This is a genomic window from Stutzerimonas sp. LR2 (genome assembly GCF_055755175.1).
In genome coordinates this window covers 1,311,827-1,324,311 of the sequence record NZ_JBVTRR010000001.1, presented here as the reverse complement: position 1 = coordinate 1,324,311, position 12,485 = coordinate 1,311,827, and the positions used below count along the sequence as shown (strand labels likewise).

The 12,485-nt window shown below is 67.3% G+C and carries 10 protein-coding genes; all 10 read left to right on the top strand.

The annotated features are described in order from the left end of the window. Positions 1–37: 37 nt before the first annotated feature. The 10 genes from ACVRRC_RS06085 to ACVRRC_RS06040 all read left to right on the top strand — a co-directional run bounded on the left by ACVRRC_RS06085 (position 38) and on the right by ACVRRC_RS06040 (position 12,463). On the top strand, positions 38–1,093 hold the full coding sequence (locus tag ACVRRC_RS06085; RefSeq protein WP_019405369.1) for a protein-glutamate methylesterase/protein-glutamine glutaminase: 1,056 nt from the start codon (positions 38–40) through the stop codon (positions 1,091–1,093). Positions 1,094–1,235: 142 nt separating this feature from the next. Then, positions 1,236–2,171 carry an ABC transporter substrate-binding protein gene (locus ACVRRC_RS06080; protein WP_019405370.1) on the top strand — a complete coding sequence of 312 codons (936 nt, stop codon included), beginning with the start codon at positions 1,236–1,238 and terminating at the stop codon, positions 2,169–2,171. Then, positions 2,165–4,555: an EAL domain-containing protein gene (locus tag ACVRRC_RS06075; RefSeq protein ID WP_408102999.1), complete on the top strand. Its 2,391-nt coding sequence runs from the start codon at positions 2,165–2,167 to the stop codon at positions 4,553–4,555. The genes ACVRRC_RS06080 and ACVRRC_RS06075 overlap by 7 nt, the downstream gene beginning before the upstream one ends. An 86-nt stretch (positions 4,556–4,641) precedes the next feature. Next, positions 4,642–5,139 carry an RNA polymerase sigma factor gene (locus ACVRRC_RS06070; protein ID WP_017246489.1) on the top strand — a complete coding sequence of 166 codons (498 nt, stop codon included), beginning with the start codon at positions 4,642–4,644 and terminating at the stop codon, positions 5,137–5,139. A gap of 196 nt (positions 5,140–5,335) precedes the next feature. Continuing rightward, positions 5,336–6,862, top strand: coding sequence for a pyridoxal phosphate-dependent decarboxylase family protein (locus tag ACVRRC_RS06065; protein ID WP_472996743.1), 1,527 nt, complete (start codon positions 5,336–5,338; stop codon positions 6,860–6,862). Next, the gene (locus tag ACVRRC_RS06060) at positions 6,859–8,178 is read left to right on the top strand and encodes a lysine N(6)-hydroxylase/L-ornithine N(5)-oxygenase family protein (protein ID WP_019405373.1); all 1,320 of its coding nucleotides are present in this window, start codon (positions 6,859–6,861) and stop codon (positions 8,176–8,178) included. Before ACVRRC_RS06065 ends, ACVRRC_RS06060 begins: the two co-directional genes overlap by 4 nt. Beyond that, positions 8,175–9,329 (top strand): MFS transporter, encoded by a 1,155-nt coding sequence (locus ACVRRC_RS06055; RefSeq protein WP_110775839.1) that lies wholly within the window; start codon positions 8,175–8,177, stop codon positions 9,327–9,329. The genes ACVRRC_RS06060 and ACVRRC_RS06055 overlap by 4 nt, the downstream gene beginning before the upstream one ends. Then, positions 9,326–9,913: a GNAT family N-acetyltransferase gene (locus tag ACVRRC_RS06050; protein WP_017246493.1), complete on the top strand. Its 588-nt coding sequence runs from the start codon at positions 9,326–9,328 to the stop codon at positions 9,911–9,913. Before ACVRRC_RS06055 ends, ACVRRC_RS06050 begins: the two co-directional genes overlap by 4 nt. Beyond that, a complete protein-coding gene (locus tag ACVRRC_RS06045) occupies positions 9,910–11,718 on the top strand; it encodes an IucA/IucC family protein (protein ID WP_472996742.1) in 1,809 nt (602 codons plus the stop codon). The genes ACVRRC_RS06050 and ACVRRC_RS06045 overlap by 4 nt, the downstream gene beginning before the upstream one ends. After that, on the top strand, positions 11,702–12,463 hold the full coding sequence (locus ACVRRC_RS06040) for a siderophore ferric iron reductase (RefSeq protein WP_472996741.1): 762 nt from the start codon (positions 11,702–11,704) through the stop codon (positions 12,461–12,463). The genes ACVRRC_RS06045 and ACVRRC_RS06040 overlap by 17 nt, the downstream gene beginning before the upstream one ends. Positions 12,464–12,485 lie beyond the last annotated feature (22 nt).

Sequence of the window (12,485 nt, the reverse complement as noted above, 5' to 3'; positions counted from 1 at the left end):
CCGGGCCGAACCGCGTCTTGCCGCCCAGGAGTCGCTCATGATCAAAGTCTTCATCGTTGACGACTCCGCGCTGGTGCGCCAGGTACTGACCGCCTGCCTGGATCGTCACCCCGGCATCCAGGTCATCGGCCAGGCTGCCGACCCACTGTTCGCTCTGGAGAAGATGCAGCGCGACTGGCCGGACGTGCTGGTGCTGGACGTGGAAATGCCGCGCATGGACGGCATCACCTTTCTGCGCAAGATCATGGCTGAACGACCGACACCGGCGATCATCTGCTCGACCCTCACCGAGGCCGGTGCGGCGATCACCCTGGAAGCGCTGGCAGCCGGAGCCGTCGGTGTGTTCACCAAGGCCAGGCTGGGCCTCAAGGAAAGCCTGCAGCAGCTCTCCAGCGAGCTGATCCGGCAGATCGAACAGGCAGCCCGCAGCCGGCCGCGCGCCGCCGTGCGTGCGCAACCGAAACCCAGCAGCCCGTCCCGAGAGCCATCGCCGGCGGCGGGGCTGACCACCACCGATCGTGTCATCGCGCTTGGCACGTCGACCGGCGGTACGCAGGCACTGGAACTGGTACTGCGCCAGTTGCCGGCGGACAGCCCGGGCATCGTCATCGTCCAGCACATGCCGGAGAAATTCACCGCAGCCTTCGCCCAGCGCCTGAACAACCTGTGCCAGATCGAAGTGCGCGAGGCGCGCCACCTCGATCGCGTGCGCGCCGGGCTGGCGCTGGTCGCGCCCGGCGGGCGGCACATGCAGCTCAAGCGCAGCGGCGCGCAGTATTTCGTCGAAGTGCTCGACGGGCCGCCGGTCAACCGCCACAAACCCTCGGTGGATGTGCTGTTTCGCTCGGTGGCGCGGCACGCCGGGCACAACGCGCTGGGCATCATCATGACCGGCATGGGCGACGACGGCGCACGCGGCCTGCTGAACATGCGCGAGGCCGGTGCCCGCACCGTGGCCCAGGACGAAGCCAGCTGCGTGGTTTTCGGCATGCCCAAGGAGGCCCTGCAGATCGGTGCCGCCCAGAGCACCGAGGCCCTGGAAAACCTGCCCAGGTTGATCACCGACTATGCCCGTGCCACTTGCCGGAGTTGAGCACGGTGCCGCTGCAGACGAGCGTCGCTGATGCGATTCAGCGCACCGCCGATACGTCGCGCCTATATCCCCTGCTTTCGAAGGGATTCCCGTGACCGTACGGTTTCGCTATGGTGGCTAACAGGTATCACGGAGTGATCGCATGGTTCGGGGCTCAATCCTCTTGCTGTTGTTTGTCGCCTTGCTCGGCTGCCAGCCCGAATCGGATTCGATCCGTATCGGCAGCAACCGCTGGCTTGGCTATGCGCCGATCTATCTGGCGGACGATCTGGGCTGGACTGCCCCCAGTGGCATCCGTCTGGTGGAATACCCGAACACCACAGGTGTGCTGCGCGGCTTTCGCAACGGCATGCTGGACGCCGCCATGCTCACCCTCGACGAAACGCTGCTGCTGCAGGACAGCGCGGCGGAGCTCGACCTGGAGATCATTCTGGTCACCAACGTCTCAGCTGGCGCCGATGCGCTGTTCGCCCGCGCGCCGCTGACCAATCTCAAGGACCTGGCCGGCCAGCGCATCGGCGTCGAAAACACTGCGCTGGGCGCCTACTTCCTGTCCCGCGTGCTGGATCAGGCCGGGCTGCGGATCGACGATCTGCAGGTGGTCAGCCTGCCGGTGCATGAGCAGGCCGCCGCCTTCGCCGCCGGCGAAGTCGACGCTGTCATCACCTTCGCTTCGGAGGGCCCGGCGCTGGAAAGCAAGGGCGCCCGGCGCATCTTCGACAGCCGCCAGCTGCCGGGCGAGATCGTCGACGTACTGGTGGTCGACCGGCAACGCGTCACCCGCGAGCAGCGTCGGCGCCTCCGGGCCCTCTGGTTCGATGCGCTGCGCACCTGGCAGGACAATCGCGGCGAAACCGATCCGCGCCTGCATGCGCGCCTGGGCCTGACGCCGATGGCACTGCAGGTCACCCTCGACGGCCTGTTGATGGGTGATCGCGCCGTCAACCGTGAGTGGTTCGACGAGGGCCAGTTGCAGCAGAGCATCGGCCAGCTCAGCCAGTATCTGCGCGAACGCCGGCTGCTCAACGGTTCGAACCCAGCCAATCTGATCGCTCGCTGCGAGGGCCCAATATGCTGACAAGGTTGTCGCTGCGTCGATCAATACCCCTGCTGCTGGGCATCTTCGGTCTGCTGTTCACGGTCATGCTGACCGCCTGGCACCTGCCGACCCGTATCGAGGAAACCCTCGCCGGCTGGCGCAATCACACCTCGCAGCATCTTGCCCTGCTGCAGAGCAGCCTGAGCGATCATCGCCGCCTCGGCCGCAACGCCGAGCTGGAAACCGAGCTGGCCGATCTGGCCAGCCTGGAAGGTGTGCGCTGGGCGATGGTGATCGACCGCAGCCTACAGGTGATCGCCACGACCCAGCTGGGTCTGTCCCCCGAGCGCCTGACGCTGATCGATGCCGGCGAACTCGCGAAACAGGTGAACGGCGGCCGCGCGGGCTGGTTCGGCGAAGGCTCCAGGCAGCTGGCGATCTACCCGCTGGACCGCGTCGCCCAGGACGGCACGCCGCTGCGCGAAGCGCTGCTGGTGGAGTACGACTTCGCGCCGATGCTGGCGCAGACCAAGCGCGAGGCCTGGTTCTACCTGGCGCAGACGCTGACCCTATTGCTGCTGCTCGGATTGATCCTCAACCGCCTCTATGGCCGCCTGCTGACGCGCCGCCTGGCCCGCATCGACCAGGCCGCACGCCAGTTCGCCATCGATCAGCAACCGCAGAACCTGTCGGTCGGCGGCCGCGACGAGATCGGCCGGCTGGCCAGAACCCTCAATCAGATGATGAACCAGCTGCACGAGCGCCAGCTGGCGCTCAGCGAAAGCGAGCAGCTGTTCCGCGACCTGGTGGACACCGCGCCGATCGGCATGCTGGTGGTCGACCGCGAGCTGCGCGTGCTGCAGGCCAACCCTGCGGCAGCAGCGCTGTTCGGCTGTACTCCGGCGGAGCTGTTGGGCAACCTGCCGAGTGATCGCCTGCTGGAAAGCGATGCCACCACCCGGCTGCTGAGCACCCCGGCGAACACGCCGCTGGAGCTGACCGGTCGCCGTCATGATCGGGAGGTGCCACTGGAGATCAGCTGCACGCCATTCCAGCGCTACGGCGTTCGCCATTTCCTCGTGCTGCTGCGCGACATCAGCGACCGCCTGCGCGCCGAACAGCGTCTGCGCTTTCTTGCCCACTTCGATCCGCTGACGCAGCTGGCCAATCGCAACTACCTGGTGCAGCGCCTCGAACAGCTGCTCGCGGCGCGCCTGCCGCTGACGCTGCTCTACCTCGACCTGGACCACTTCAAGCGCATCAATGACAGCCTCGGCCACGAGATCGGCGACAAGCTGCTGGTGCAGATCGGCGACCGCCTGGGCCGGCTGATGCCCGAGCATGCGCTGCTGTCGCGCAGCGGTGGCGACGAATTCATGCTGCTGCTCGACGGCAGCGACCACGTCCGCGCCGAGCAGCTGGCCCAGTGCATCATCGAAGGCTTCCAGCCGCCGGTGCGCATCGGCCAGTACGAGTGCTACGTCAGCCCGAGCATCGGCGTTGCCATCAGCGACGGCCGGCACAGTGCCAGCGACCTGCTCAAACAGGTGGACCTCGCCCTGTATGCGGCCAAGGATGCCGGCCGCAACTGCACGGTGTTCTACAACGAGGCGCTCAGCGATGCCGCCGCCGGCCGCCGCGCCCTCGAGCAGGCTCTGCGCCGGGCGCTGGACCGGGACGAGTTCGTGCTGCATTACCAGGCCCAGGTCAACGCCCAGGGCGAGCCCGAAGTCATGGAAGCGCTGCTGCGCTGGAATTCGCCGGAGCGCGGACTGGTACCGCCCGGAGAGTTCATCCCGGTGCTGGAAGAGAGCGGCATGATCATCGAGGCGACCCGCTGGGTGGTCCGAGAGGCCTGCCGCCAGGCCTGCCGCTGGCACGCCATAGGCCATCCGCTTCGCATCGCGATCAACCTGTCGCCGCTGGACTTCCGCCAGGCCGATCTGGCGGGCAGCCTGCTGGCGATCCTCGCCGAAGAGGGTGCGTCGCCCGACATGCTGGAGTTGGAGATCACCGAAAGCGCGCTGCTGGAGGCCGACGAGCATGTGCAACAGACCCTCAGCCGTCTCAAGGCCGCCGGTTTGCCACTGCTGCTCGATGACTTCGGCACCGGCTATGCCTCGCTGACGTACCTGCAGCGCTTCCGCTTCGACGGTATCAAGATCGACCGTGAATTCGTCAGCGGGCTGCCGGACAGCGAGCAATCGGTAGCCCTGGTGCGGGGCATCCTCACCATGGCCAGCCACCTTGGGCTGCATGTGGTGGCCGAAGGGGTGGAGAACGAGCGTCAGGCGGCCTTCCTGCGCCTCAACGGCTGCCCCAGCCTGCAAGGCTTCCACTATGCGCGACCGCAGCCAGCAGCGCAGTGCCGTCTGCAGCTGAATGGCCGGCCGGTCAACCTGCAGCTGCCGCTGGACGGCTGATCGGCATCGATAGCGGCAAAGCGCCTGCAATTGCGAAGCGTTCGCATCTGAGTTAGGTTCGTGCCCCCTCCCGGTGGCACGCACCCATGCGCGACAACAACAAGATTCCCGATGCCTGTCTGCAATGCTATGTCCATCACCGCCAACGGCTGGTAGCCCATCTGACTCGCCTCGGCGGCTGCCGAGCACTGGCCGAGGACCTGGCCCAGGATGCCTGGCTGAAACTGGCGCAGGTCATGCCCGAGCAGAGCCTCGCCAACCCCAAGGCCTATCTCTTTCGCATCGCCACCAATCTCTTGCGTGATGCCCTGCGCCATCGCGCGCTTGTCGGTGCCGGCGACGAGGCACCGCTGGAACTGATCGAGGCCGTGCAGGCCGACCCCTGCGGGCTGGTGGAACACCAGTGCGCGCTGCGATGCGTCCTGCGCCAGCTCGACGACTTGCCGCCACGCTGTCGCCAGGTGTTCGAACTGGCGCGGCTGGAAGGGCTCAGCCAGGCGGAGATCGCCGAGCGCCTGGGCATTTCGGTGAACACCGTGATCGCTCAGCTGGCCAAGGCGCGCCAGCGGCTGGAGCGGCCGTAATTTTTTTTCTGTCACCCGTAATGGTTTTTCCGCGCTGATTCGTCTTGCCTGTGCCCTTGCGCAATTGAGAGTAATTCTCGATTAAACGGCATCCTCGCAGATGCTTTCGTGCGGCCACGCCGCCAGACAAGAAACCACCGACGCCGCGAAAACGGCCCGCTCCGGGTCGCGGCCGCGCTCGGCCCGAGGAATGTGCATGACCCCGTCCAGTACCGTAGTGCCCTTCGCCCCCGGCCCCGCCAGCAACGGGCTGTTCACCCGCAGCAATCATGATGACTACCGCCGGCTCCTGCAGCAGGGTCTGAACCTGGTGCAGCAGTGCCTGCAGCGCCAGCAGCAGCCGTTCAGCGGCATCCTTCCGCAGGAGCTGGCAGCCGACTTCGAACGCGTCGATCTCGAGCGCCCGCTGGGCGACGCCGGCGCCGCGCTGCGCGAGCTGGATCAGCTCTATCTGCGCGACGCGGTGTATTTCCACCATCCGCGCTACGTCGCCCATCTCAACTGCCCGGTGGTGCTGCCGGCGCTGCTCGCCGAAGTGCTGGTGTCATCGCTCAATTCCTCGCTCGACACCTGGGACCAGAGCGCCGGCGGCACGCTGATCGAACAACGCCTGATCGACTGGACCTGCGCGCGCATCGGCCTCGGCAGTCAGGCCGACGGCGTCTTCACCAGCGGCGGCACCCAGTCCAATCTGATGGGGCTGCTGCTGGCCCGTGAGCACGTCTGCAACCGCTTGCCCGGCCACGGCGGCAACCTCCAGCACGGGCTACCGCCGGACGCGGGCCGACTGCGCATCTTCGCCTCCCGCGCCAGCCACTTCAGCGTGCAGAAATCCGCCGCGCTGCTGGGGTTGGGCTACGACGCCGTGCGCAGCATCGAAACCGACAGTGCCCAATGCATGAGCGTGCCGGCGCTGGCCCAGGCGTTGGCGGACTGTCAGCGCCTGGGCGAGCTGCCCATGGCCGTGGTCGCCACCGCCGGCACCACCGACTTCGGCAGCATCGACCCGCTGCCGGAGATCGCCGCGCTGTGCCAGCACTACGGCGTCTGGTTGCACGTCGATGCGGCCTATGGCGGCGGCCTGCTGGTCGCGCCGCGCTACCGCGGCTGGCTGACCGGCATCGAACACGCCGACTCGGTCACCGTGGACTACCACAAGTCGTTCTTCCAGCCGGTCAGCTGCAGCGGCTTCTTCGTTCGCCAGCGTCAGCAACTGAGCTACATCACCCACCACGCCGACTACCTCAACCCGCGCAGCCAGACCCGCGAGGGCACGCCGAACCTGGTCAACAAGAGCATCCAGACCACCCGCCGCTTCGACGCGCTGAAGCTCTGGCTGACCCTGCGCATCCTCGGTGCCGAGCATCTCGGCGCGATGTTCGAGGAAGTCATCGACCGCGCCGCCGACACCCATCGCCTGCTCGCCGACGACCCGGCCTTCGAGGTCTTCGCCCCGCGCCTGAGCACGCTGGTGTTCCGCTTCGTCGCCGCAGGCGTGGCGGACGAGCGCCTGGACGAGATCAACCGCGAGATCCGCAAGGCCATCTTCCGCTCCGGCGCGGCGGTCATTGCCGCCACCGTGGTCAAGGGTCGGCAGTACCTCAAGTTCACCCTGCTCAACCCGGAAACCACGCTGGACGACCTGCGCGCCATCGTCGAGCTGATTCGTGACCACGGCGCCCGCCTGCTCGACGACCGCCAACCAGTAGGAGATCGCTCATGAACAAGATCTACGACTTCATAGGCATCGGCATCGGCCCGTTCAACCTCGGCCTGGCCTGCCTGGCAGAGCCCATCGACGGACTCGACTGCCTGTTCCTCGACCGCGCCGAGGGCTTCAACTGGCATCCCGGCATGATGCTCGACAGCGCCACCCTGCAGACGCCGTTCATGGCCGATCTGGTGACCCTGGCCGACCCCACCAGCCGTTTCAGCTTTCTCAACTACGCCAAGCAGATCGGGCGGCTGTACGCCTTCTACATCAAGGAGGACTTCTTCCTGATGCGCCGCGAATACAACCAGTACTGCCAGTGGGTGGTGGAGCAGCTCGACAGCCTGCGCTTCGGGCATTTCGTCCAGCACGTCGACTACCTCGACGAGCGTCGCTGCTACCGCGTGCGCGGGGTACATGCGCGCAGCGGCGAGGGTTTCGAGTTCCTCACCCGCCGCCTGGTACTCGGCACCGGCACCACGCCCTATCTGCCGAGCTGCTGCGAAGGCCTGGCCGACCACGTCAGCCACAGCGGCAACTACCTGCAGGACAAGCCACGCCTGCAGGGCAAGCGCTCGATCACCGTGGTCGGCAGCGGCCAGAGCGCGGCGGAGATCTACTACGACCTGCTGCAGGAAATCGACCGCCACGACTATCAGCTGAACTGGATCACCCGCGCGCCGCGCTTCTTCCCGCTGGAATACACCAAGCTGACGCTGGAAATGACCAGCCCCGAGTACATCGATTACTTCCACAGCCTGCCGCGCAGCACCCGGGAAAAGCTCATCGACAGCCAGAAGGGCCTGTACAAGGGCATCAACGGTACGCTGATCAACGCCATCTACGACGAGCTGTACAACCAGAGCCTCAAGGGCGAGGTGCCGACCCAGCTGTTGACCAACGCCGAGCTGCGCCGCTGCCAGCGCCTGGCCGACGGCACGCTGGAGCTGGAGTTCTTCCAGCACGAACTGCAGCAGAGCTACCGGCACCGCTGCGAGGCGCTGGTGATGGCCAGCGGGTATCAGTACCGCCTGCCACGCTTCATCCAGCCGATCGCCGAACGCATCGTCTGGCAGGCGCCGGAGCGCTTCGCCGTGGCGCGCAACTACAGCATCGACCGCAACGGCGGCGAGGTCTTCGTGCAGAACGCCGGGCTTGCCGATCACGGCCTGGTGACGCCGGATCTCGGCATGGGCTGCTACCGCAACGCCTGCATCCTGCGCGAGATCTGCGGGCGCGAGCACTACGCGGTGGAGACGAAGATCGCCTTCCAGCAGTTCAGCCTGCCGCAGCCGCTCACGCCCCAGGGCGCGGTGGCGGCGCGATGACGCTGCGACGCGCACTGATCGGCATGACGCTGCTGGCCGTGCTCGGCGACAGCCTGCTGATGCCGTTCTACCCGCAATACTTCGCCGAGCGTTTCGGCGAGTTGCGCAGCGAGCAGGTCGGGCTGTACCTGGCCGCGGTGTGCCTGGTGGCGATGCTCGCACTGCCCGTGTGGGTGCGCCTGGCACGCCATGCCCACCCGCTGCGGCTGCTGATCCTCGGTCAGCTGGTAGCCGGCGTGCTGGCACTGGCCTGTGCGGCCATCGACCGGCAGTGGCTGTTCTGGCCGGTGTCGCTGGCGATGATCGCCTTCAAGGCCAGCTATCTGCTGATGTATCCCTACGTCATGGGCCTGGTAGGCACCGACCAGCAGGTACGCACCATCGGCCTGCTTTCGGTGGTGGTGCACCTGGGCGCAATCGCCGGCGCGACGCTGGGCGGCGGCGTGCTGCACTACCTCAGTCCGGCGCGGATGTTCGTGCTGATGGGGCTGATGGACTTCGTGCAGATGGCCGTCAGCCTGCTGCTGTTGCGCCATGCGCCGCAGCCGGCACGGGTCGATGCGAGCACGCCACCGAGGCCGCGGGAGGAGCATCTGGCCATTGCCCGACTGTGCCTGCTGATGCTGGCCTTCTATTTCTGCGTCTACCTGGCGCGGCCGTTCTTCACGCTGTACTGGGAACAGCTCGGCGGACCACAGGCCAGCTGGATCACTGGCTTGGTTTACGCCATTCCCGGCATGCTGGCACTGCTCGCCCTCGCCCTGCACTACCACGCCGGGCAGCACCTGACCGCCTGGCTGCTGCTCGGCGCCGCCGGGCTGGCGTTGCAGGGTGTCGAGCAGATGCCGCTGGTGCTGGCCGGGCGCGTGCTGTTCGGCTGGGCGCTGTACCAGCTCACCGTGGCGCTGGATGCGCGACTGTTCGCCCTCAGCCGGCCGGAGCACTACGGCCGCGACTACAGCCTGATCAACATCTTCCAGAACCTCGGCGTACTCACCGCCTCCTGGCTGGCCGGCGTGGTGGTACGTGATGCCGGCCTCGCCGCGCCGTTCCTGCTCTCGGCGCTGGGCCTCGTTCTCACCGCATGCACCCTGCGCTGGCTGCTGGTTTCGGCACCGGCCGGGGCGCCTCTCTGTGGAGCCAAACCATGAACACCGCTCTTTCCCGCGCGGACGGTCCGCGCTTCGTCCGCTACTGCGCCCTCGGCGCGATGCACTTCGAAACCCTGCAACCCGAGCACCTGCCGCTGCTGCAGGACTGGCTGCGCCGCGACTACGCGCGCTTCTGGGGCATGGGCCACATGAGCCTGACGCAGCTGGCCGACTACGTTGACGAGATCCAGCGCAGCAGTCACCGCGACATCGCCCTCGGCCTGTGGAACGGCGAGCCGGCCTTCCTGTTCGAGGGCTACCACCCTGCCCACGACCGGCTCGCCGACCACTATCAGGTGCGCCCCGGCGACCGCGGCATGCACCTGCTGCTCGCCCCCTGCGAGCGCCCGGTGCACGGCTTCAGCCTGGAGGTGATGCGCAGCATCCTCGCCTATCAGTTCGCCGACCCTTTCGCCCGCCGCATCGTCGTCGAGCCCGACGCGCGCAACGCCAAGGTACATGCGCTCAACCGCCGGGTCGGCTTCGTCTACCAGTGCCTGCTGCATCTGCCGGAGAAGGACGCCTGCCTGGCGTTCTGCACCCGTGCGCAGTTCCTCGCCACCCTTCAGGAGAACCCGCAATGAATCAGCTCGTACGCCTGCCGACCGCTACCAGCGACCTGGCCACCGACCATCTGCAAGCCGAACTCTGGGCCCGCGCCAATCGCCTGCTGCTGAAAAAGGCGCTGGCCGAGTTCAGCCACGAGAAGCTGCTCAGCCCCGAGCCGCTGGGTGACAGCCACTACCGCGTCGCCGTGCCGGACAGCTCGACCGAGTACCGTTTCAGGGCGCGGCGGCTGGCGCTGGATCACTGGTCGATCGCCACCGACTCCATCGAAAAGCTCAGCGACGGGGAACCACAGCCGCTGGATGCCCTTGTGTTCATCATCGAGTTCAGCGACGTCCTCGGCCTTTCCGAAGCCAACCTGCCGCTCTACCTGGACGAGATCAGCAGCACCCTGTTCGGCAGCGCCTACAAGCTCGCCAACAGCCCGCTGAGCGCCGCCCAGCTGGCCCTGTCGGACTTCCAGCAGATCGAGACCGGCATGCGCGAAGGGCATCCGGGGTTCGTCGCCAACAACGGGCGGATGGGGTTCGACGCCCAGGATTACCGCGCCTACGCGCCGGAAGCCGCCAGCCCGGTGCGTCTGGTCTGGCTCGCCGTGCACCGCAGCCGCGCCAGCTACAGCGCCATCGACGGGCTCGACCAGGCGACCCTGCTGCGCGAGGAACTGGGTGGCCAGCTCGGCGTGTTCCACAACCAGCTGCAGGCGCTGCAGCTAGACCCGGACGACTATCTGCTGATGCCGGCGCATCCCTGGCAGTGGCACAACATCCTGGCCATCGGTTTCGCCGCGGAGATCGCCAACCGGCAGATCGTCTATCTCGGCCTGAGCAACGATCGTTACCTGGCGCAGCAGTCGATCCGCACCTTCTTCAACCAGAGCGAGCCGCAGCGGCGCTACGTGAAGACCGCCCTGTCGATCCTCAACATGGGCTTCATGCGCGGGCTGTCGCCCTATTACATGCAGGCGACCCCGGCGATCAACGCCTACCTCGCCGGCCGCGTGGCGCGCGACCCGCTGCTGCGCGACTGCGGCTTCCAGCTGCTGCGCGAGGTGGCGGCGATCGGCTATCGCAACCCTTACTACGAGCAGGCGCTGCCGGCCAGCAGCCCCTACCGCAAGATGCTCTCGGCGCTCTGGCGCGAGAGCCCGCTGGGCCACATCGAACCCGGCCAGCGGCTGATGACCATGGCCGCGCTGCTGCACAGCGACGGCGACGAGCGCGCCCTGCTGCCGACGCTGATCAGCGCGTCGGGACTCACCGCCGACCGCTGGCTGCGGCAGTACCTCAATGCCTACCTGAAGCCGCTGCTGCACTGCTTCTATGCCCATGACCTGGTCTTCATGCCCCATGGCGAAAACCTGATCCTGGTGCTGGAAGACCATGTGCCGGTCCGCGTGCTGATGAAGGACATCGGTGAGGAAGCGGTGATCCTCGATGCCGAGGCGAAGATTCCCGAGGCGGTCGGCCGTCTAGCCGTCTCGGTGCCGGACGAGCTCAAGGTGCTGTCGATCTTCACCGACGTGTTCGACGGCTTCTTCCGCTACCTGGCGCAGATTCTCGACGAACAGGGCGGCCTGCCGGAGCAGCGCTTCTGGCAGCAGGTCGCCGACTGCATCGCCGACTACCAGGCCAGCCAGCCGCAGCTGCGCGACAAGTTCGCCCGTTACGACCTGTTCGCCGAGGAATTCGCCCGCTCCTGCCTGAACCGCCTGCAGCTGGGCAACAACCGGCAGATGCTCGACCTCGCCGATCCGGCCGGAGCGCTGAAATTCGCGGGCACCCTGAAGAACCCCGTGGCGCGCTATGCACCGGAGCGCTGAAGCGCGCTGGCCGCCCATGGATGCGCTGGGCAGCCTGCTGCTGCGCCTGCGTCGCGTGCTGCCGGGCCTCGATGGCCGGGTCGGCGCACCCCGCGCCGACGAGCTGACGCTGAAGCATCCGCAGTCTGTGGCCAGGCTGCTGGCGCACTGGCGGGAGGCCAGTCCGGAAGCGGGCCGCCACTACTGGGCGGCGCGCTGCTGGACGCTGCTGGTCTGGCAGCCCATCTACCTACAGGTGCTCGCGGTGCGCCTGGCCGGCCAGGCCCCGTGCCTGGACGGCCTGGCGCAGGGCGTCGAACAGGGCTTCGTCGCTGGGTTCTGCCTGCCCGATCACCAGCCACTGCAGGGCGAGCCCCAGCGCCTGCTGCGCCATGCCGGCGCCCAGATCCGTGGCTTCTGTGAACAGGCCCAGGCCGTCAGCGGGCCGCTGCTCGGGCTGCACCCCAAGCTGGCGCAGCGGCTGGCGGCCGACTGCGTAATGGCCGCACTGCTGCATAGCCAGCGCCTCGACGGTTGCGGCAACCTGCAACTGTGCCGGGCGGCTGACGTCTGGCTGGCGGCTTGCGCCATGTCCGGTGCCAGCGGCCTGCTCGCGGTACCGCTGGCCGAAGGCGGTACGCGCCTGGGCCTGCAGCGCAAGGCGTGCTGCCAGCACTTTCGCCGCGCCGATGGCGAACTCTGCGACAGCTGTCCGAAGCTGCCGCTCGCCGAACGGGAAAGGCGACTGCGCGAGCAGGACCACTGAGCGGCGGCGCGGGTTGACGGGC